The following is a 22,776-nucleotide window of genomic DNA, read 5'->3' as shown; positions in this document are numbered from 1 at the left end:
ATAAACAAACGTTTGTTTAAGGCATGTAAGAACATGTACTTGCATAGTACTTGCATATACTATGAAAAAGGAGGTGGAAGGATGGAATATGGTTTATCGACAGCAACGTGGCTGTTGCTATATATTCCTATGCCATTATTAATTATTTTATCAGTTGTGTCGTTATTTATAAGAAGGAGTGAGTAAACTTGGAATTAGCCACGATTATAACATTTATTATCTATTTAGTAGGGATGCTCGTCATTGGGATAGCAGCCTATCGGCTAACAAGTAATTTATCAGACTATGTACTAGGTGGAAGGCGATTAGGAGGAAGTGTTGCCGCATTAAGTGCAGGTGCTTCGGATATGAGTAGTTGGTTATTACTTGGATTGCCTGGAGCTATGTACATTGGTGGTATGGGTGAGATTTGGATTGCTGTAGGATTAGCAATTGGTGCGTATTTAAATTGGCAGTTTGTTGCAGCTCGTCTTCGTAAGTATACAAAAGTAGCAAATGATTCGATTACACTGCCAGACTTTTTGGAGAATCGGTTTCATGATAAGTCGAAGGTATTACGGATTATTTCTGCACTCGTGATATTAGTGTTCTTTGCTTTTTATACTTCATCAGGACTTGTTGGTGGTGCTCTTCTTTTTGAAGCATCATTTGGAATGACGTACACGCAGGCGCTTTGGATTGGTGCGATCGTTATTATTTCGTACACATTCTTAGGTGGTTTTCTAGCGGTAAGTTGGACGGACTTTTTCCAAGGTATTCTAATGTTCCTTGCATTAATTATTGTGCCACTTGTAGCCATTTCTGAAATGGGAGGCTGGAGTGAAACGGTAAATGCAGTTGGGGCAATTGATCCTGCCTATTTAGATGCGTTCCAAGGGGCAACGTTTATTGGTGTCATTTCGTTGCTTGCGTGGGGATTAGGTTATTTTGGCCAGCCGCATATCGTGACACGTTTTATGGCTGTAAAATCAGTTAAAGAAATTCCAAAGGCACGTGCTGTTGGGATGACTTGGATGGTGCTCGCGTTATTTGGAGCTATCTTTACCGGATTTGTAGGGATTGCTTATTTTTCAGCAAATGGTCCAGGAGGCCAAGCGTTGCCAGATGGCGCACATGAAACGCTGTTTATAATGTTTACACAAGTTCTCTTTAATCCATGGGTCGCTGGTTTCTTATTAGCTGCGATCTTATCAGCGATCATGAGTACGATTGATTCACAGCTTCTTGTCTCTTCAAGTGCTCTTGCTGAAGATGTATATAAAGGATTTATTCGTAAAGAAGCTAGCCAAAAGGAGTTAGTCTGGGTAGGGAGAATTGGCGTTGTTGTTATTGCTCTTGTTGCTATTGCGCTAGCTTATCATCCTGAAAGCTCTGTATTAGATTTAGTTGGATATGCGTGGGCTGGTTTTGGGGCAGCCTTTGGACCTGTTCTAATCTTGGCGTTGTTCTGGAAACGAATGACGAGAAATGGAGCGTTAGCTGGGATGCTTGTTGGTGGTTTTACGGTAATCGTATGGGCTGAGCTAGATACGTGGTTTGGTCTATCAGCCGAACAGTATCCGATTTTAGGTCTATATGAGATTATCCCTGGTTTTATTTTAGCGTGGATTGCCGCAATGGTCTTTAGTTTTGTTGGGGAGAAACCTTCAAGCAAGATGGAAGAGGAATTTGAGCAATCTAAAACAAGTATATTATAATCGTGAAAAACCCTTGCTTAGAGAGATCTAACGTGAGGGTTTTTTACGTATTGAATAAGTGTTTACGGTGTTGGGCTTTGTTGCCTATAGAAGGGTTATTTGGTATTATTAATCATATTGTCAAAATGATCGAATTTTTTCGGGGGTGAATATGATGTCACGAATTCAAGAAGAACAAGTGAAGCATGTAGCGAACTTAGCTAGGCTTGCTATTACGGAAGAGGAAGCCAAAATGTTTACAGAACAGCTTGATGCAATAATTACCTTTGCAGAACAGTTAAATGAACTCGATACAACAGGAGTTGAACCTACAACGCATGTTCTTGATATGAAGAATGTACTTAGAGAAGACAAGCCGCAAAAAGGATTGCCAGTAGAAGACGTATTAAAAAATGCACCAGATCATGAAGACGGACAAATTCGTGTGCCGTCCATTATAGAGTAATAGGGGAGGACAAGCTTCATGTCGTTATTTGACCATAAGATGTCAGAGCTTCACACTATGATTCAAAAGAAAGAAGTGAAAGTCTCTGACCTTGTTGATGAATCTTACAAACGTATTGCCCAAGTCGATGGCAAGGTTAAAGCGTTTGTCACACTAAATGAAGAAAAGGCACGTGCCTATGCCAGTGAGCTAGACGAGGCTCTTGGCACAAGCAGTGAGCGTGGGCTTTTATTCGGTATGCCAATTGGGGTAAAGGATAATATCGTAACAAAGGGACTTCGAACGACTTGTTCAAGCCGCATCCTAGAGAATTTTGACCCAATTTATGATGCAACTGTTGTGCAAAAGTTGCAAGATGCTCAAGCGATCACAATTGGAAAGTTAAATATGGATGAATTCGCAATGGGGTCATCAACGGAAAATTCAGCTTACCAAGAAACGAAGAACCCTTGGAACTTAGAAACCGTCCCTGGTGGATCTAGTGGTGGTTCAGCTGCAGCTGTAGCAGCAGGTGAGGTGCCGTTTTCACTAGGCTCAGATACAGGTGGATCGATTCGTCAGCCAGCCGCATTTTGTGGCGTTGTTGGTCTAAAACCTACATATGGAAGAGTATCCCGCTTTGGCTTAGTTGCCTTTGCATCGTCACTTGATCAGATTGGACCAATTACTCGTAATGTAGAAGATAATGCGTACCTTCTTCAATCGATTACAGGACTTGATCCAATGGACTCTACATCAGCAAATGTCGAAGTGCCTGACTTTTTATCAGCATTAACAGGTGATGTGAAAGGATTAAAGATTGCCGTTCCAAAAGAGTACCTTGGAGAAGGTGTCGCCGAAGAAGTGAAGCAGTCTGTAATAGACGCATTAAAAGTCCTTGAAACGCAAGGTGCGACATGGGAAGAAGTATCACTTCCACATTCGAAGTATGCTCTTGCAACCTATTATTTACTTTCTTCGTCAGAAGCATCGGCAAACCTTGCTCGATTTGATGGTGTTCGTTACGGATATCGGACCGATAATGCAGAGAACCTCATCGAAATGTACAAGCAAACACGTGCAGAAGGTTTCGGAGTTGAAGTGAAACGTCGTATCATGCTTGGAACATTTGCATTAAGCTCTGGTTATTATGATGCTTATTATAAAAAAGCCCAACAAGTACGTACATTGATTAAACAAGATTTTGAAAAAGTGTTTGAAAATTATGATGTTATTATTGGGCCAACAACACCAACACCAGCATTCAAGATTGGTGAAAATACAAAGGATCCGTTAACGATGTATGCAAATGATATTTTAACGATTCCTGTAAACCTGGCAGGAGTTCCAGGAATATCTGTTCCATGTGGGTTCAAAGATGGATTGCCGCTTGGACTTCAGATTATTGGAAAACACTTTGATGAAAGCACTGTTTATCGTGTGGCTCATGCATTTGAGCAAGCAACAGACTATCACACGCAAAAACCGACGTTGTAAGGGGGAAGACAAGCGATGAGTTTCGAAACCATTATTGGACTTGAAGTCCACGTAGAATTAAAGACCGAATCGAAAATTTTCTCAGCTAGTCCGAACCACTTCGGATCTGAGCCAAATGCGAATACAAGTGTGATTGATCTTGGGTATCCAGGTGTTTTGCCAGTCTTAAATAAACAAGCTGTTGATTTTGCTATGAAGGCAGCGATGGCATTAAACTGTGAAGTGAGAACAGATACCAAATTTGATCGAAAAAATTACTTTTATCCTGATAATCCGAAAGCATATCAAATTTCTCAATTTGATAAACCAATTGGTGAAAATGGCTGGATTGAAATTGAAGTAGAAGGTAAGAAGAAACGCATCGGGATTACGCGTATACATATGGAGGAAGATGCAGGGAAATTAACACACTCTGGCGGTGGCTATTCACTCGTTGACTATAACCGTCAAGGAACACCTTTAGTTGAAATTGTATCTGAACCAGATATTCGTACACCTGAAGAAGCATACGCGTATTTAGAGAAGCTTAAGGCGATCATTCAATATACGGGCGTATCGGATTGTAAGATGGAAGAGGGATCGCTTCGTTGTGATGCAAATATCTCCTTGCGTCCTGTCGGCCAAGAGAAATTTGGAACAAAAACAGAGTTGAAAAACTTAAACTCATTTAACTTTGTTCGTAAAGGGCTTGAATACGAAGAGAAGCGTCAAGAGCAAGTACTTCTTTCAGGTGGTGTGATTGATCAAGAAACACGTCGTTACGATGAAGCAGCAAACAAGACCATTTTAATGCGCGTTAAAGAAGGTTCAGATGATTACCGTTACTTCCCGGAGCCGGACCTTGTTGATTTGTATATTGATGAGGAGTGGAAGGCGCGTGTTCGTGCTGAGATTCCTGAGCTACCTGATGCTCGTAAAAAGCGTTATGTAGAAGAATTAGGTTTGCCAGCTTATGATGCAGCTGTTCTGACTTTAACAAAAGAAATGGCTGACTTCTTTGAGGAAACGGTTGGTCAAGGTGCAGGAGCCAAGCAAGCGTCTAACTGGTTAATGGGAGAAGTGTCAGGGTACTTAAATGCGGAGCAAAAAGAATTGCAAGACGTTGCGCTTACACCAGCAGGACTTGCGAAGATGATTCAACTTATTGAGAAGGGAACGATCTCTTCTAAGATTGCTAAGCAGGTGTTTAAAGAGTTAATTGAATCTGGTGGAGATCCTGAGCAAATTGTTAAGGAAAAAGGACTCGTTCAAATTTCAGATGAAGGTGAGCTTCTGAAGATGGTAGCAGAAGTCCTAGATAACAATCCGCAATCAGTCGAGGACTTCAAAAATGGAAAAGAGAAAGCGATTGGTTTCCTAGTAGGGCAAATCATGAAAGCTTCAAAAGGAAAAGCGAATCCTCCAATGGTAAACAAGTTATTATTAGAGGAAATAAAGAAGCGTTAATAGGTTTAAATCAATTAGCGCGAATGTTCTATAAGAGGGTGCTAAAAAAGGGGTGAAGCCTTTTTTAGCACCCTCCGTTCTATGTGTTACATATTTTTTAATGCAAGTTTGAGAATTTGCTGAATAGGCTTGAAGTAATGTACAATACAAGCAGTCAATCCTGACAAAGAGTGGAAATGACTAAGATAAAAGAAGTAGGGGATCTGCAATGAAAAGAGCTCGACTTATTTATAATCCATCATCTGGACGTGAACAAATACGGAAAAGCTTAGCCTATATTTTAGAACGGCTTGAAAAAACAGGATACGAAACATCAGCTCATGCGACAACAGGAGAAGGTTGTGCAACAAGAGCGGCAAAAAAAGCTGGAGAGAATGGATATGATTTAGTCATCGCTGCAGGTGGAGACGGAACCATTTTTGAAGTAGTAAATGGACTAGCTGCTTTAGAAAAGAGACCGAACCTTGGAATTATTCCAGCAGGGACAACAAATGACTTCGCGCGTGCTCTACGCATTCCAAGAGATATCGAAAAAGCATGCGATATTTTGTGTGGAGAACACTTTGAGCCAATCGATATTGGACGCGTAAACGATCGTTATTTTGTCAATATTGCTGCAGGCGGTTCATTAACAGAATTGACGTATGAAGTACCAAGTAAAATGAAAACGGCTGTTGGACAATTGGCTTATTATATTAAAGGACTAGAAAAGCTACCGCAAGTCTCTCCAAAAATGGTTCAGATTGAATATGACGGAAAGCTATTTGAAGGGGAAATCATGCTATTTCTTGTCGCTAACACCAATTCAGTAGGGGGATTTGAAAAGTTAGCCCCTAAAGCTTCCTTGCAAGATGGAATGTTTGATTTTATTATTGTCAAAAAATTATCCTTTCCTGAATTTCTTCACTTAGCAACATTAGCCCTTCGCGGGGAGCATATCAACCATCCGAAAGTTATGTATGTTCATGCAAATCGTATTAAAGTACAAGTGAAAGGTGATATGCAGCTGAACTTAGATGGGGAATATGGAGGCGTACTTCCTGCTGAGTTTGTCAATATGTATCAACATTTTCAAATGCTCACACCAAAGGATCGGAAACAGCGCAGGTAACGGAGTTCATGTAAGAAGGACATGATCCTAATATGGTAGGGTAAAGTAGAGACGGAAATCACTTCGATTTTCGTCTTTTTGTAGTGTTACGTAGCTGTTTAGTAGGATTAGAGGAGAAGAACTGATGTATGAACACCCTAATGGAGGTAGAGAAAGTCGGGAAGGTCGCTAATGGAATATCGAAAACTTGATGAATGTGCAGACACCTACAAGCTTGACGCGATTTAAGATGAAGAATAATTGTATTAGGTAACAAGGTCATGCTACAATCAAATAAATAATTACTAAAAAATTTACTTATGGTTTTACTTATGGAGAAAGGGAGTGGAGGATGGCAACGATAAAGGATATCGCTGAAATTGCGAAAGTTTCTACAGCGACTGTTTCGAGAGTGTTAAACAATGACAAAAACCTCTCTGTTACAGCTGAAACGAGAGATCGAATTATGGAGATTGCTAAAGAATTGAAATATGTTCCTGTTAGGAAGCGTTATAGCGAGAATAAGGTTTCACCTGTTGTTAGTGAAATGGAAATAGGTATTGTGATGTTTTGTTCACCTGAGTATGAGTGGGAGGATACGTACTTTTTATCAATCCGTAAAGGGATAGAAAGTGAATGTTCAGAAAAAGGTGTACTGGTGAAGAAAATTAGTCATTATTCAGGCGGGATGACAGATGTGCAGATGAATAATCTTGATGGAGTCATTGTAGTAGGAATGATCAGTGAAGAGGATGAAAAGAAATTAAGTCAGAGGGTTAATCGTAACATTGTATTTATTAATTATGTTTCTAAAAGCGAACAGTTTGATGCTGTGATTATCGATCACGAAAAAGCGACTAAAAACGCATTGGAACATCTTTTTTCTTTAGGGCATACTAAGATCGGATTCATTGGCGGTCAAGAAAGAGACCAAAGTGATAATGTAATTATGGATGCGCGACAGAGGGCGTATGAAGAGGTAATGAAAAAAAGGGATCTCTTTAACGTGGAGCATTTGTATATTTCTAGGCAGTTCCTCATAAGTGATGGATACAGTTCTATGAAAAAGGCGGGCGAGAAAGAGGATTTCCCAAGTGCTTTTTTTATAGCTAGTGATGCAATGGCAATAGGGGCCATGAGGGCTTGCCATGAACTGGGGATGAAGGTCCCGGATGATGTTAGTATTGTGAGTTTTAATGATGTGGAGATGGCAAGCTTTACTCAACCTGCTCTAACAACGATAAAAGTGTATACAGAGGAGATGGGAAAGGCCGCTGTTAAGCTTCTAATGGATAGGTTGGAAGGTAGGGAAATTCCTTTCAAGCTCGAAATTCCGACTAAATTAATTGTGCGTGAAAGTAGCTCGAGCTTAGCAAGAAGTTAAAATATAATTAGAAAAAGTAAAATTACTAGAGCTTTTTACTAAAAGAGCTCTTTTTTGTGTGAAATTTTAATTATTTCTGAAAAAACTATTGAATTAGTCATTTGTATAAGTTAATATTTTACTTAATAAATTAATATTATTTAGTAAATAAATTGGACGCGCGACACAAATTCTGCCTATTATTTTTAAACATAAGATTGAAAGCGCTTAATTGGAGTTTTTGGGGGACAGTAGGCAACTCGTAGTTGGATTTAGAACAACCAAATAAATTCTAGGGGGATCATTATGAAAAAAGCATTTAGAACGTTCACTGGTATTTTGATGGGTGCGATGGTTTTGACAGCTTGTGGAGGAGAATCTACTGGGTCGAGTATTTCTAGTAATGCCTTGTCGCTTTACTCGGGTGTATCTGATGATGCTGAAAAAGAGGCGATTGAAGAAGTTGCTCTTGCCTTTACAGAAGAAACAGGAATTTCAGTTGATGTGAATTTTCCAGGTACAGGATATGAGGATCAGCTCCGTGTCAGAATGGCTTCAAATGACCTTCCAGATTTATTTGATACTCATGGATGGGCTATCAATCGATATGGTGAGTACACAGCTGACTTAAGTGAAATGGAGTGGGTGGAGCATTTCGACGAAGCCATGGCACCGATCTTGAGAGATGAAGAGGGAAAAGTCTACGCTTTCCCAATTAATCAGGCGAAAGATGGAATTATGTATAATGCAACTTTATTAAATGAATATGGAATTGAACCTCCAACTACGTTTGACGAGTGGAGTGATGCAATGGAAGCGGTCAAAGAAGAAAGTAATGGGGAAGTAACCCCACTTTGGATTCCTGGTAGTAATCAATATACGATCGCTCAAGTACTTGATCAATTATCTACGCCACTCTTAGTAACCGATGAGAATAATAATTTTGAAGAAGATTTATTAGATGGTTCGTTTGATTGGTCAAACTATACGCCGCTTGCTGAATTCTTAAAAGGATTACAAGAACAAGGTCTACTAAATACAGATGTGTTAACGGCTAGTGAAGCACAGAGAATTGAGTTAATGGCACAAAATAAAATCGCATTTGCCTTTGCTGGAGGCGCTTTTGGACCAGCGGTAACAGAACTCAATCCAGAAATTCAAGTAGGGACGATTCCTGTACCAGCATACTGGGAAGGTGATGATCCAAGTTGGATCGGGGGAGAGCGGAACACGTTTGCAGTCTTTAAAGATTCAGAAAAACTGGATGAAGCTAAGCAATTTATTGAGTTTCTAGCTCAACCAGACAATGCAAAAAAGTTAGCGGAAGCATCATCATTACCAGCTGGGATAACAAATGTTGAAACAGAAAATTATTATACTGAATTTTATGACGAATGGGCTCATGTTCAAATCCAACCATACTTCGATCGTGTGTACTTACCAAGTGGAATGTGGGATGTGTACGCGACAACTGGTCAGGAGCTATTAGCAGATACCTTAACAGTTGAACAAGTATCTGCTGAAATGGAATCTGAATACCTTCGTTTAAGAAATCAGTAAGAATAGGGGGCAGGGACGTACTAACACGATCCCTGCTTGCAAAAGAACGAGTAATCTAAGGTACCCTCGGCTAATGATGGAAAAAGGGAGTTGAGAATATGAGTCAAACTGTAGCGGAAAGGAAAGTCACGGTTGCAAAGAAAGCTCCAAAAGTGAAACAGAGGAGACAATCTTCGCTTATGTGGATGTATATTCCGGCCTTATGTTTTGTGAGCTTGTTTATCATCTATCCATTTTTCAATGGAATAAAAATCACGTTTACAGATTGGAATGGATTTTCGCAAGGATATAACTGGGTTGGCTTGGAGCAATATAAAAGGATGTTTTCTGACCCTACTACTTGGCTTGTTGTAAAAAATACATTGCTATACGGGATTGGTAGTACCATTTTTCAAACGGGAATCGGACTGCTATATGCTTTGCTGTTAAATCAAAGCATTAAATTAAAAGCTTTTACGCGAACGATTGTGTATTTACCCGTTATTATTAGCCCGTTAATTATGGGGTATATTTGGTACTTTTTCTTTGCTTACCAAGGGGGAGCATTAAATGATCTTTTAATGTTTCTAGGATTTGAGCCCATTAACGCGTTAGGAAATGCATCATTTAATCCTTGGATTATTGTGCTAGTTAACACATATCAGTTCGTTGGGATTGCGATGATTATCTATTTAGCAGGGTTGCAAAGTATATCGAAAGACTATTATGAAGCGGCTGTTATTGATGGGGCATCAGCTTTCGCTCAGTTTAAAAAGATTACGCTACCATTACTGGCGCCGGCCATTACGATTAATGTCGTTTTGAATGTAATAGGCGGATTAAAATTATTTGATGTCATTATTTCATTGACTGGTGGAGGACCTGGTAATGCCTCACAATCAATGTCGACGTTTATGTATTCTCTTTATTTTAGAAGACAAGACGCTGGATATGCAGCGACTCAAGGGATATTAATGGCAACAATAATTTTAATTATTAGCTTAGTGGCTCTCATTTACTTCAAGCGTAAGGAGGTAGAGGCATAATGAATAAGTTGAGCAAATCTAAAAAAACGATTCTAACGATCGTAGCATTTATCATTTGCATTATTCACATCATCCCGTTCTACATACTTGCTACTACTTCTTTAAAAGTAAGTAACGACTTTAGCTCGAGATGGTTATTTCCTGATTACTTCACATTAGAGAACTTCGCTCGTGCTTGGGAGCGTGCGAATTTAACAAATGCTTTTATGAACTCAATTATTATTACAGCAGGCGCGGCTATTCTGCTAATTCTTGTAGGATCAATGGCGGCATATCCGTTAGCTCGGGTTAAGACGAGGTTGAACAAGGTTGTGTATTACATCTTTATCTCGATCATGGTTATTCCTCCGTTGACTGCTCTAGTACCGTTGTATCAACTCGTCGTTAATATGGGAATGGTCAATACACATGAAATTGCGATATTTAATAATGTAGCGGCTTATCTGCCATTAACAATCTTTCTTTATGCAGGGTTCATTCGTTCGACGATACCGAAAGAGTTAGAAGAAGCAGCAAAAATCGATGGAGCGAGTACGCTTGGTATCTTTTTTAGAGTTATCTTTCCATTATTAAAACCAGTAACAGCAACCGTTTTAATTATATCTTGTGTATTCATATGGAACGATTACCAGTTTGCTATTTTCTTCTTACAAGATAAGAGTGTACACACATTAACCGTAACGTTAGCTAGTTTCTTTGGTGAAAATCAAAATAACCTTAACTTAGTAGCGGCTGCTGCACTTATGGCTTCGTTGCCAATGATCGTGTTATTTCTTATCTTACAGAAATACTTTATTGCAGGGCTTTCATCGGGGTCAGTAAAAGGTTAAAACAACCAAAAAAAATATTCTACTATTAATAGAGGAGGACATCACATGTCTAAAATTACGTTTATCGGAGCTGGAAGTACGGTATTTGCCAAAAATGTTTTAGGAGATTGCATGTTTGTATCAGCTTTAAATGGATTTGAATTTGCTTTGCATGATATTGATGAAACGAGATTAAAAGATTCGGAGCAAATGCTATTGAACTTAGCTCGGAAATATAATCCATCTATTAAGGTGAAGGCTTATCTAGACCGGAAAGAAGCGTTAACAGGAGCGAAGTATGTGATTAATGCTGTCCAGATTGGAGGATATGAGCCAAGTACGGTGATCGATTTTGAAATTCCGAAGAAATATGGTTTGCGTCAAACCATTGCTGACACAATTGGAATCGGAGGATTATTCCGCAGCTTGCGCACCATTCCTGTCTTATTCGACTTTGCGAAAGATATGGAAGAAGTTTGTCCAGATGCTTGGTTCTTGAACTATACGAACCCTATGTCTTCCTTAACAGGTGCAATGTTGCGCCATACCAATATAAAAACAATCGGCTTGTGCCATAGTGTTCAAATCTGTACGGACGATTTATTTAAATCTCTTGATATGGATCCAACAGGGATAGAAGAAAGAATTGCTGGAATTAACCATATGGCTTGGCTGTTAGAAGTGAAAAAGGACGGCAAAGACCTTTATCCAGAGATTAAAAAGCGTGCAAAAGAAAAGCAAAAAACAAAACACGATGATATGGTTCGCTTTGAATTAATGGATAAATTTGGTCATTATGTAACTGAATCATCTGAGCATAATGCGGAATACCATCCATATTTCATTAAGGACCGTTATCCAGAATTAATTGACCGCTTTAATATTCCACTTGATGAGTATCCGCGTCGTTGTGTAAACCAAATCAAAGCATGGGAAGAGATGCGTGAAGAAATGGTTAATAATACACAATTAATTCATGAGAGATCTCATGAATATGGATCGTATATTATTGAGGCAATGGAGACAAATGTGCCATTTAAATTTGGTGGAAATGTATTAAATACGGGACGTCTAATATCTAATTTACCAGAAAATGCGTGTGTCGAAGTCCCATGTGTAGCTGATCGAAGTGGAATCATGCCTTGCTATATTGGAGATCTTCCAGAACAATTAGCAGCATTGAATCGTACAAATATAAATACGCAGCTACTTACGATAGAAGCTGCTACAACATTGAAAAAAGAACATATATACCAAGCTGCTCTACTAGACCCACATACAAACTCTGAATTGTCGATGGACGATATCATTGCTATGTGTGATGACTTGATTGAAGCTCATGGTGATTGGTTACCGAAATATCGTTAATATTCTAAGTAAAAAGGTGTCTCAAAGCTCGCTGTAGTGAGTTAAGAGATGCTTTTTTGCGTGAAGAAACACCGAATTTCGAGTAATCCTTTGTCTATGGTACAATAACTACCATGAATAGAGGAAGAAGGACGGGAAGAGATGAAAAGAGAGACACTACCTGTACGAAAAAATGACCAGCTACAAGTGACAATAGAAGATTTAACTCATGAAGGAGCTGGTGTGGCCAAAGTAGATGGCTACACACTATTTGTGCCAAACACTCTACCAGGCGAACTCGTTGATATAAAAGTAGTAAAAACAAATAAAGGCTATGGCTTTGCGCGTCTTCTTGAAATTAAAAAAGAGAGTGAGCACAGAGCAGAACCGTTATGCCCGATCTACCACCAATGTGGCGGTTGTCAGATTCAACATTTAAGCTATGAGGCTCAACTTCTTTCCAAACAAAAGCAAGTGAAAGACGTGCTTGAACGAATTGGTGCGCTAAAGAACGTAACAGTACACCCGACCCTTGGAATGGACCATCCATGGAGGTATCGTAACAAGGCACAAGTGCCAGTAGGAGAAGAAGGAGGCCTTATCGTTGCTGGTTTCTATCAAAAAAGAAGCCACCGCATTATCAACATGGATGAGTGCTTAATTCAGCATGAAGAAAATGACCAAATTATCCGTGTTGTAAAAAACATCGCCAACAAATACGGGATTCGTGCGTATGATGAGGAAAAACACCGCGGGACATTGCGCCATGTTGTCGCCAGAAAAGGAAAAATAACAAACGAAGTCATGGTCGTGCTCGTAACAAGAGGGAAAGAGCTTCCGAATAAGAAGAATATCATTGAAGAAATTCAAGAGGATATACCAAATGTGAAATCAATCGTTCAAAATATTAATCCGAAACGGACAAATGTTATTTTTGGTGACGAAACGAACATACTTTGGGGAGAAGAGTACATTCATGATTACATCGGTGACATTAAGTTTGCGATTTCTGCTCGCTCATTCTATCAAGTAAATCCTGAGCAAACGAAGGTCCTCTATGATAAAGCGCTTGAGTATGCCGATTTGTCTGGACAAGAAACCGTGATTGATGCGTATTGTGGGATTGGGACGATTTCGCTGTTCCTTGCTCAAAAAGCGAAGCATGTGTACGGGGTGGAGATTGTTCCTGATGCAATTGCTGATGCGAAGCGAAATGCTGCGTTAAATGGAATCACAAATGTAGACTTTGCAGTAGGGGAAGCGGAAAAAGTCATGCCATGGTGGTATGCTCAAGGAGTGCGTGCTGACGTTGTTGTGGTCGATCCGCCGCGAAAAGGCTGTGACCAAGAGTTATTAGATACAATTCTTTCGATGAAACCCAAGCGTGTGGTGTATGTTTCCTGTAATCCGGCTACTCTTGCAAGAGATTTGAAGATGCTTGAAGAGGGTGGCTATGTTACGAAGGAAGTGCAGCCTGTTGATATGTTTCCGCATTCGAGTCACGTTGAGACAGTCGCGTTGATAGAGTTGAAATAGCTTGGTACCAATAGGTTTAGCGATTTTCAACTAAATACTGAAGTGTGCTTTATGTTCCCTCGGACTAATCGTTCGGGGGCTTTTTAGACCCCCGGGGTCTAACTTTTACGCAGAACAATAAAGCTCAATAGCTGTTGTTATCATGTGATGGTTTAATTGCCAGAACCTTAACAAAGTTAGAGATGTATTGAATTTCAATGACTATCATTTGATTTGTTGATTTTATTCGCAGTTAGGAATATTATATGTATATATGATTGAAAGGAGTTTTTTTTTGTGGAGTATATGTCAGCAAAAGAAGCTGCTTTAAAGTGGGGAATTTCGAAAAGGCGAGTTCAGGTTCTTTGTGCAGAAGATAGAATTGAAGGTGCATCTAAAGTAGGGATGGTTTGGGTGATACCAATAGACGCAAAAAAGCCTGATGATGAAAGGTTTAAAATAAATAAGAATTAATTATTAGGAGGGTAACATGGCTACAAAAAATTTTACTAAAGTGATGTTTGATGAAACCACAATGAATGTTAGCAAAGAGGTTAGTTTGGTTTTTTCAATTGCAAATACACTTAGAGGTACTTATAAATCGGAAAAATATAAGGATGTCATAATCCCTATGATTATTATACGCCGCATAGAGTGCGCGTTGGCTTCAACGAAAGATAAAGTGGTCGAATTATTTGAAAAAAACCCCAATACACCAAGCAGAATCTTGGAACGTGCCTCTGGATATGAATTCTACAATACTAGTAGATATACATTAAAAGAATTATTAAATGATTCTCCAAATATCGCTTCAAATTTTATTAGTTATATAGAAGGATTTTCCGGAAATATTCAGGAGATCATTCGTAGTTTAGATTTCGAGAAAGAAATACTAAAGATGGATAAAAATAATCGGCTACTTGGTGTAGTAAAGAAATTTTCTGAATTAGACCTTGATCCAGATACCATTGATGGGATAAAAATGGGATATATGTTTGAGGAGATCATCCAAAGATTTTCTGAAAATGCTGAGGCTGGTGATCACTACACTCCTCGTGAGGTAATTCGCCTCTTGGTAAATATTATCTTGGCAGAAGGTTGTGACGATCTATTTAATGAGGGGAAAATTACTACCGTTCTAGATATGGCATGTGGTACGGGGGGGATGCTATCTACTACCTATGATTTTGTTAAGCGAATGAACCCGGATGCAGATGTAAGGTTGTTTGGACAAGAAATTAATCCTGAGTCTTATGCAATATGCTTAGCTGATATGCTAATCAAGGGACAAAGTGCAGAGAATATTCACTTTCAAGACACAATGAAAAAAGATTGCTTTGATGATCAATCAATGCGTATTGTAATTGCCAATCCTCCGTTCGGTACACCTTGGGGTGGTAAGGACGCGGCTGATGGTGTGGAAAAGGCAGTTAAAAGTGAACATAAGCAAAAAGATAGTCGTTTTCCAGCAGGACTTCCTGCAACTGGAGATATGCAACTGTTGTTTATGCAACATGCAATTTATAAGATGGACGAAGACTTTGGGCGTGCCGCAATTATTACCAACGGTTCACCACTGTTCAGTGGTAACACCACCAGTGGCGAAAGTCAAATTCGTAGATATATGCTTGAAAATGACTTGATTGAAGCTATTGTTGCACTGCCAACTGATCTCTTTTACAACACAAATATTGGAATTTATGCGTTTATCCTCTCAAAGAATAAACGCCCTGAACGTAAAGGTAAAGTGCAGCTTATTAATGCAGTAGACTTTTGGAAACCACTTAAGAGATCATTAGGTAAAAAGCGTAAGGAGATCTCTCGAGAAGATATGAAAAAAATTACCGAAATTTATGCTTCTTTTGAGCCAGGTCCAAACTGTAAGATATTTGAAAATGAAGAGTTTATGTACAAGGAGTATGCTGTTTATCAACCACTGCAAAGAACAGGAAATATTTCGATGGACTATATAGAACGTCTAAAAGAGAGTGCATTCTTTACTTCTAATGCTCATGTTTTTAACGAGTCACATTTTGAGGAATTATCGGAAATGGATCCTCGCTCTGCTGCTGATGAGAAAAAATTTAAGAAATATCAAAAAGGTAAATTATTTACGGAAACGGTCATTAAGATTTTAAAAGAAAACGTGTCCGATAAAGAGTACAAGAATTTTGTCGATTTTGAAAAACTACTGAGGAAACTGCTTAATAATGTAGAGGGTATGACACCTAGTCGTCTTAGAAATATTGCAATGGAACTTTCAATTATGGACAAAACCGCGATTGTGCAAAAAGATAAAAAGGGGAATATTCTTTATGACCCGACCACCAAGGATACTGAGTTTGTTAAACTTACACAGGATGTTGAGGAATACTTTCAATCTGAAGTTTATCCATACGTACCAGATGCACATTATGTATATGAATTTGATGATAGTAAGAAACCAAGTGCATCTAATAAGGAAAAGCTTGGTGCCGAGTTTCCTTTTACACGCTATTTTTACGAGTATAAGGAGCCAGAAAAGGCAGATGACCTTTTAAAGCAGTTTATGGAGTTAGAGAAATCCTTAACCGGAAAAGTTGCAGAATTGCAAGAGGGTGGGGTTTTAAAGTGAAAAGTGAAATGAAACCAAGCGAAAGCAAATGGATAAAAAACATCCCATTGGAGTGGGATACGTATAGAGCAAAGTATCTAATTGAGACTCGTGATAATGGGGCTTGGGGGGAAGAAGAGGAAAATAACAATTCTGATATAATATGTATCCGAGTTGCCGACTTTGATTATCAAAGAATGTCTATAAAAAAAGATAATCTTACTTTGAGAAATTATAATGGTTTAACTGTAAAGCGATTAGAGCTAAAAAAAGGTGATATTTTAATTGAAAAGTCAGGCGGGGGAGAAAAGACTCCAGTTGGACGGACTGTTATTTTCGATGCTGATTTTACTGCACTATTTTCGAATTTTATTGAAAGGATTAGGACAAATAAGTATGTAATACCATTGTATTTACAATACTTGTTTGTCGCAATGTATCAAGATGATATAACCAAGTTATATATTAAGCAAACTACTGGAATTCAGAATTTGGATTTAACCCGTTTGTTAGCTACTGAAAAATTCTGTGTACCTACTATTCAAGAACAAAAAGCAATAGCGAAATTCCTTCAAACAGAATGTTCTAGAATTAACAGTATTATTGAAGATATGGAACAACAGGTGCAAATATTACAAAAGTACAAAAAATCGTTGATAACCGAAACAGTAACAAAAGGTCTCGACCTGAACGTACAATTGAGAGATAGTGGTGTTGATTGGATTGGAGAGATACCTGAACATTGGGGAACGAATAAAATCAAGTTCTGTTCATCAAAAATCGGAAGTGGAAAGACTCCTCTAGGAGGATCGGATATTTACGAAGAAGAAGGAATTATATTTATTCGTAGCCAAAATGTATATGATGATGGGTTACGACTTGATGAGGTTAAACATATATCAGAGAATATTGATAATTCAATGGCCGGAACAAGATTGATTCAAGGAGATGTATTACTTAATATTACTGGGGCATCAATAGGAAGATGTTGTATTTATACTATTAAAGAGCCTGGTAATGTTAATCAACATGTTTGTATTATTAGAACTGATTCTAAATTACTACAAAATGAATACCTGAGATATATCTTGAATTCAGATGTTGGAAAGAATCAGATAGCTGTGTGCCAAGTGGGGGGGAACAGAGAAAGTCTTACTTTTGAGCAGATTGGACTTTTTAATATTTGTGTACCACCGTTAGAAGAACAACAAGAAATTATTGATTACTTAGATACACATTGTAATAAAATCGACTTGGTCCTTTCTCAAAAACAACAAGCTATCGAAACTATAAAGCAGTATAAAAAATCCGTTATATTTGAATATGTAACAGGAAAAAAACGTGTAGAGGAGGTTGAAATGTTATGCCAGTAACTGCAAATCAATTAAGAGAAAAGGAAGATTACCAACAGCTAATTCTAGAACGACTCAAAGAGGACAATAGCTACCTTATCCGATCTGCAGATAAATATAATCCTAGGCTGGCAATGGATACTGAAGTACTACTTCAGTTTTTGGAAAACACCCAGCCAGATGTTATGGAAAGGCTGAGAAAGTTTTACAAAACCAAAACAGATCAGACTATTATTAACTTTATTAATCAAGAAATTAATAAATCCAGTCGCGGCCTGCTTGATGTGTTAAAAAATGGGGTAGAATTTGATAATGGTGCAACTCTTAATTTAATGTTCCGGAGGCCGGCGACAGCATTTAATCCAAAGGCGACTGCATTATATAATGCGAATTTATTGTCCGTAATGGAGGAGGTCTATCATAAAGAGGATGAACGTATAGACTTGGTTATTTTCCTAAATGGTCTTGCTATTTTTACTATAGAACTGAAATGTAACACTTCTGGCCAAAATTACGAAGATGCTATTAAGCAATTTAAAGAAGAACGTGACCATAATACCCGCTTGTTTAAATTTAAGTCTGGTTGTTTAACCTGCTTTGCTATGGACTTAAATGAAGTATTTATGTGTACTGAATTAAAGGGAATGTCTTCGTTCTTCCGTCCCTTTAACAAGGGCTCTGAAGATTATGGAAAAGGAAACCCCCATAACAAGGATGGAATCAATGTTTCTTATATGTGGGAAGATATTTGGACAAAAGATAGAATCATATTTCTAATCGAGCGGTTTATATTTGTCGAGAAAAAAGAAATTTTAAACCCCGATACAGGTAAAAAGAGATATTCAGAAAGCGTAATCTTTCCAAGGTATCATCAGCTGCGTTCAATAGAAAAACTAATGAATGATATTATTGATAATCGTACAAATTGCAATTATTTAATTGAGCATTCTGCAGGTTCAGGTAAAACTAATACCATAGCATGGCTAGCTCACATACTTTCATCCCTACATGATCGTTCAGATAAGAATATCTTTGATAACATTCTTATTATTACCGATAGAATTATTGTGGACAGGCAGTTGCAGAATGCTGTTTCAAGTATTGAGCATAAGTTGGGACAAATTAAAGTAATGGACGATAAGTGTACTTCCACAGACTTAGCTGATGCATTGGCAGGAAATACAAAGATAATTGTAACCACGATTCATAAGTTTTACTACATTCTTAACCAAAATTTATTGGGGAATATGGGGAATAAATCCTTCGCAGTTCTTATTGATGAGGCTCATTCTTCTACAGATGGCACATTAATGAGGGCTGTAACTTCGGTGCTTTCAGGTGAAGAATCAGATGAAGAAAAAACGGAAGAAGATATAATTCGTGAGGAAATTCAGAGAAACGGTAAGCAAGAAAATGTTTCGATGATTGCTTTTACAGCGACTCCCAAGCCGGAGACCATTCAACTTTTTGGTACGCTGAATGATCAGGGGCAAAAGGCTGCTTTTGATCTGTACCCGATGAAACAGGCAATTGAAGAAGGTTATATATTAAATGTCTTAGAGAACTATGTGACTTGGAAAACATATTTTCACCTAAATAAAAATGTTGAGGACGACCCAGAATTACACTCTATCGTTGCAAAGCGTAAGATTGCTAGATTTATCGATTTGCATGATACTAACATTGCTCAGAAAATAGAAATTATTATTGAACATTTTAGAAATAATGTTGCTCATAGTTTGGGCGGTAAAGCAAAAGCCATGGTTATAACATCCTCCCGTAAAGCAGCGGTTCTTTATAAGCAGGAATTTGAGAAATATATTGCTTCTCATGGCTATCCCAATATTCATGCTCTTGTTGCATTTTCTGGCAAGGTGAAAATTAAAGATACGGAGTATTCAGAACCGGGTATTAATGGTATTAGCGAAGATGAGTTACCAGAAGAATTTAATAAAAGCTCTTATCAAGTTCTGCTTGTAGCAGATAAATATCAGACTGGTTTTGATCAACCAAAGTTAGCAGCTATGTATGTAGATAAAAAACTAAGTAAAACTACAGCAGTGCAAACTTTATCTCGACTAAATCGTATCTATCCTCCATATGACAAGAAAACGTTTATTCTTGATTTCAAGAATGAATATGAGGATATTAAAAAAGCTTTTGAGCCTTTTTATAAAGATACTATTTTGTTTGAAACAATCACTCCGTCAGATATACGTCATGTTGAGAAAGTTATTGATGGCTATGATATTTTGGATGCTGAGGATATAGATGCATTTAATGCATATTTATATAAAGAAAAACGAACTAGCAAGGACAAGTCTAAAATGTGGTCTTTATTAGATAAATCAAGGAGAGCTTTTGAAAAGAAAACACAACTAGAACAGGTTGAAGTTCGTGGAACAATTGCCCGATTTTTAAAAGGGTACACCTTCCTGATTCAAGCTACGTCGTATGAAAATGTGGATTTGCATAAGAAATATAATTTTTTGGCGTATCTTATCAAGGAAATCAATGTGGGCGGAGGCGGAAATGACTTTGATGTGGCGGATAAAATTACTGTGAGTGGTTTTAGGCAAGAAAAAACATCAGAAAATAACTCGACTGATGTCGAAGCCAAACCAGAAGTGAAAATTAAAAAACCCAAGCCGGCCCAGCCAGAAGTTGTACAAAAGAAATTGCTCTCAGCAATTATTGATGAGATCAATGCAATGTATGATAAAGGGTATGAGCCAGATGTGGCATCAAAGTCTGCCATGCAAATTCGCGATTTACTCCTCAAAGATACACGGCTAAAAGTTAGCGCCAAAAGTAACCCGCTGGAGGACTTTAAGTTTACTTACGAGGATAGTGTGGAGGATGCTTTGGTAGCTGGTTATGAGCAAAACATGGATTTTTATACGTTGCTATTAGAGAATGAGGAACTCCGGGAACGGATAACCAATGTATATATGGAAGAAATTTATAAATTATTACGTGAAGGTAAATAGTTTTAACCGATTTTTAGTGGATAATTTTTTATTGTAATTAATCATTTTGTTTGACTATTTCTCTTAAAACTATTGCAGCAAGTTATTTGCTAATTGAGGGTGGGGTTATAAATGCGGGGAGAGGATTCATGAAACAGAAGTATACATCTTCATTTGTACCAATAATATATAAAAATGATTTTGATATAGTTGCGAGTGAATTTTTGAAAAAGTATTGTCCGGAAGCCTTGGAAAAGCCAATGCCTGTCCCTATCTTAGAAATTGCAGAAAAGAAAATTCAGTTAAAAGTGATTAGAACAGAAAGGCTTTCTAAAAGTCTTGATATTATAGGTGCAATTACTCTTTGTGACGGAATCATTGATATTTATGATTCCACTACAAAGGAATATATGGGACTAAAAGTACAAAAGGGTACGGTATTTGTCGACAGTTATATAAATCATTCTGGGCGAGAGAATAATACACTCGCTCATGAGTGTGTTCATTGGTATAAGCATCGTCCATATTTTATCCATCAAAGTAAGAAAGAAGATACTTTTGCAATTGCTTTTCGTTGTCCTGTAAGAAGAATTCAAGATAATGAATACAATTCGTGGAGTGATGCCGAGTGGATGGAATGGCAAGCGAGCGGAATTGCACCTAGGATCTTGATGCCTAAAGAAATGGTAAAAATTAAAATTAGAGAACTGGTTACTTTTTACGGTTCCTCTGAAATTGGCATAAATAGAATTACTGTTCTCCAAAATATAATTGACGATTTGGCTGAGTTTTTTTGTGTTTCTAAGCAATCTGCAAAAATAAGAATGATAGAGCTGGGTTATGAAGAAGCAAAAGAGATTGATAGTGAGGAAAATGATGACTATATACAGTCATTAAACAATAGAAGCAACCAGGATACAGGTAATATATCCCTCATGGGTAACCATACTCAAAAAATTGGTTTAAATGATGCGTTTGAAGAATATTTAAAGAATGTTCGATTTCAAGAAATTATAAAATCTGGCCAATTCTCTTATGTTGATGGCTATTTTGTAATAAACGAAGACAAATATATTAAACTACGAAATAATGGTAAGCGTGAATTAACACAATATGCTAAGGATAACCTTATTGAGTGTGTACTAAACTTCTCGTATAAACTTAAGAGTAGTTACGACCCACAAGGCGTTCAACATAAAATAGACCTCATGTATAGGTTGCAGTACTCGACTGATTACAAACGGCTACCATTTTATGCTTCAAATCCTCAAAATGACGCTGTATTTGATAAGGCTGAGGCACTCCGTAATTTACGTGAGGAGTTTGATGCAAAGTATGAGGAAACTAAAAAATACACAAAAACATTCTCAGAAAAGGTATATGAAATCATAGAAATGAAAAAATGGAATAGTGCCATCTTTAAGGATAAAACTTTATTGGATGATATGGCCTTCAGTCGAATAAAGAATAAAAAAGATAAGGCTCCGAATTTGAAAACTGTTATTACTATATGTGTTGGTCTAGATTTAGACTTGTCAATGACGAATGAACTCCTTAAGTTAGCGGGCCATTCATTAACCTCTTCTCGTGAACATAGTGCTTATAGCTATATTATAACTGCTTTTAGTGGGTGCTCTATTGATGAAAGGAACGAGGTTTTAGAAAGTTTAGGAGTTACTCCACTAGGCACAAGGAGTCGTGAGAAATAAAAAAATATGTAATATTACTGCACATCATACGTGGTGTGCAGTATTTTTATTGTTTTTTTTAAAACTATTAACTTCAGAAGTTAAAAAAACAGGGCCATTTTGCAAAATTTACGGCGTTGACAATACAAGATACTCAAATTATCAGCAAAATTCTAATAAAAACGAACAAATTCGCTTAACTTTCAGTGATAAGACAATAGTTTTATTACGCGATAAAGTTACATCAAGAGGTTGGCCAACCCCTAATAAATTTAGCAGAAATTCATAAAAGGGACGTCGCTAAGAGTTTCTGCTAAATAATAAAAAAAAGATTTTGTGATTCTTGGTTTCCAAACACCCATCCCCGTTGGCTAATAAGTGAAAGGCCATATAGGTAACAA

17 protein-coding genes are annotated in these 22,776 nt (G+C 37.7%); all 17 read left to right on the top strand.

The window, feature by feature from the left end:
• The first annotated feature begins 188 nt into the window (after positions 1 to 188).
• The 17 genes from putP (at position 189) to LQ50_RS25155 (ending at position 22,664) form a co-directional block, all read left to right on the top strand.
• Positions 189 to 1,697 carry a sodium/proline symporter PutP gene (gene putP / locus LQ50_RS04230; protein WP_034626456.1) on the top strand — a complete coding sequence of 503 codons (1,509 nt, stop codon included), beginning with the start codon at positions 189 to 191 and terminating at the stop codon, positions 1,695 to 1,697.
• 154 nt (positions 1,698 to 1,851) lie between these two features.
• Entirely contained in the window at positions 1,852 to 2,142 is a 291-nt protein-coding gene (gatC, locus tag LQ50_RS04225; protein WP_034626454.1) for an Asp-tRNA(Asn)/Glu-tRNA(Gln) amidotransferase subunit GatC, read from the top strand.
• Between the two features lie 18 nt (positions 2,143 to 2,160).
• Positions 2,161 to 3,618 carry an Asp-tRNA(Asn)/Glu-tRNA(Gln) amidotransferase subunit GatA gene (gatA, locus tag LQ50_RS04220; RefSeq protein ID WP_034626451.1) on the top strand — a complete coding sequence of 486 codons (1,458 nt, stop codon included), beginning with the start codon at positions 2,161 to 2,163 and terminating at the stop codon, positions 3,616 to 3,618.
• A 15-nt stretch (positions 3,619 to 3,633) separates the two neighbouring features.
• On the top strand, positions 3,634 to 5,064 hold the full coding sequence (gatB, locus tag LQ50_RS04215) for an Asp-tRNA(Asn)/Glu-tRNA(Gln) amidotransferase subunit GatB (protein ID WP_034626450.1): 1,431 nt from the start codon (positions 3,634 to 3,636) through the stop codon (positions 5,062 to 5,064).
• A 208-nt stretch (positions 5,065 to 5,272) separates the two neighbouring features.
• On the top strand, positions 5,273 to 6,175 hold the full coding sequence (locus LQ50_RS04210) for a diacylglycerol kinase (protein WP_034626449.1): 903 nt from the start codon (positions 5,273 to 5,275) through the stop codon (positions 6,173 to 6,175).
• Between the two features lie 331 nt (positions 6,176 to 6,506).
• Positions 6,507 to 7,538, top strand: coding sequence for a LacI family DNA-binding transcriptional regulator (locus LQ50_RS04205; protein ID WP_034626448.1), 1,032 nt, complete (start codon positions 6,507 to 6,509; stop codon positions 7,536 to 7,538).
• 285 nt (positions 7,539 to 7,823) lie between these two features.
• Positions 7,824 to 9,077, top strand: a complete 1,254-nt coding sequence (locus tag LQ50_RS04200) for an ABC transporter substrate-binding protein (protein ID WP_034626447.1) — start codon at positions 7,824 to 7,826, stop codon at positions 9,075 to 9,077.
• Between the two features lie 179 nt (positions 9,078 to 9,256).
• Positions 9,257 to 10,102, top strand: a complete 846-nt coding sequence (locus tag LQ50_RS04195; protein WP_373279167.1) for a carbohydrate ABC transporter permease — start codon at positions 9,257 to 9,259, stop codon at positions 10,100 to 10,102.
• A complete protein-coding gene (locus LQ50_RS04190) occupies positions 10,102 to 10,932 on the top strand; it encodes a carbohydrate ABC transporter permease (RefSeq protein WP_034626445.1) in 831 nt (276 codons plus the stop codon). The genes LQ50_RS04195 and LQ50_RS04190 overlap by 1 nt, the downstream gene beginning before the upstream one ends.
• A gap of 45 nt (positions 10,933 to 10,977) precedes the next feature.
• Positions 10,978 to 12,279 (top strand): alpha-glucosidase/alpha-galactosidase, encoded by a 1,302-nt coding sequence (locus tag LQ50_RS04185; RefSeq protein WP_034626444.1) that lies wholly within the window; start codon positions 10,978 to 10,980, stop codon positions 12,277 to 12,279.
• Positions 12,280 to 12,420: 141 nt separating this feature from the next.
• Positions 12,421 to 13,794, top strand: coding sequence for a 23S rRNA (uracil(1939)-C(5))-methyltransferase RlmD (gene rlmD, locus LQ50_RS04180; RefSeq protein WP_034626442.1), 1,374 nt, complete (start codon positions 12,421 to 12,423; stop codon positions 13,792 to 13,794).
• Positions 13,795 to 14,079: 285 nt separating this feature from the next.
• Positions 14,080 to 14,247, top strand: a complete 168-nt coding sequence (locus LQ50_RS24595; RefSeq protein WP_373279166.1) for a helix-turn-helix domain-containing protein — start codon at positions 14,080 to 14,082, stop codon at positions 14,245 to 14,247.
• A 16-nt stretch (positions 14,248 to 14,263) separates the two neighbouring features.
• A complete protein-coding gene (locus LQ50_RS04175; protein ID WP_034626440.1) occupies positions 14,264 to 16,387 on the top strand; it encodes a type I restriction-modification system subunit M in 2,124 nt (707 codons plus the stop codon).
• Entirely contained in the window at positions 16,384 to 17,739 is a 1,356-nt protein-coding gene (locus tag LQ50_RS04170) for a restriction endonuclease subunit S (protein WP_052144577.1), read from the top strand. Before LQ50_RS04175 ends, LQ50_RS04170 begins: the two co-directional genes overlap by 4 nt.
• Complete coding sequence (locus LQ50_RS04165) at positions 17,730 to 20,708, top strand: type I restriction endonuclease subunit R (RefSeq protein WP_034626439.1); 2,979 nt, start codon at positions 17,730 to 17,732, stop codon at positions 20,706 to 20,708. Before LQ50_RS04170 ends, LQ50_RS04165 begins: the two co-directional genes overlap by 10 nt.
• A 128-nt stretch (positions 20,709 to 20,836) precedes the next feature.
• Positions 20,837 to 22,396 carry an ImmA/IrrE family metallo-endopeptidase gene (locus LQ50_RS04160; RefSeq protein ID WP_052144576.1) on the top strand — a complete coding sequence of 520 codons (1,560 nt, stop codon included), beginning with the start codon at positions 20,837 to 20,839 and terminating at the stop codon, positions 22,394 to 22,396.
• Positions 22,386 to 22,664, top strand: coding sequence for a hypothetical protein (locus tag LQ50_RS25155; RefSeq protein ID WP_152608150.1), 279 nt, complete (start codon positions 22,386 to 22,388; stop codon positions 22,662 to 22,664). The genes LQ50_RS04160 and LQ50_RS25155 overlap by 11 nt, the downstream gene beginning before the upstream one ends.
• Positions 22,665 to 22,776 lie beyond the last annotated feature (112 nt).

Source organism: Halalkalibacter okhensis (assembly GCF_000787375.1).
Classification (GTDB): Bacteria; Bacillota; Bacilli; order Bacillales; family Bacillaceae_D; genus Halalkalibacter; species Halalkalibacter okhensis.
Note: the sequence above shows the minus strand (reverse complement) of the source record. Positions and strands in the feature narration are given on the sequence as shown.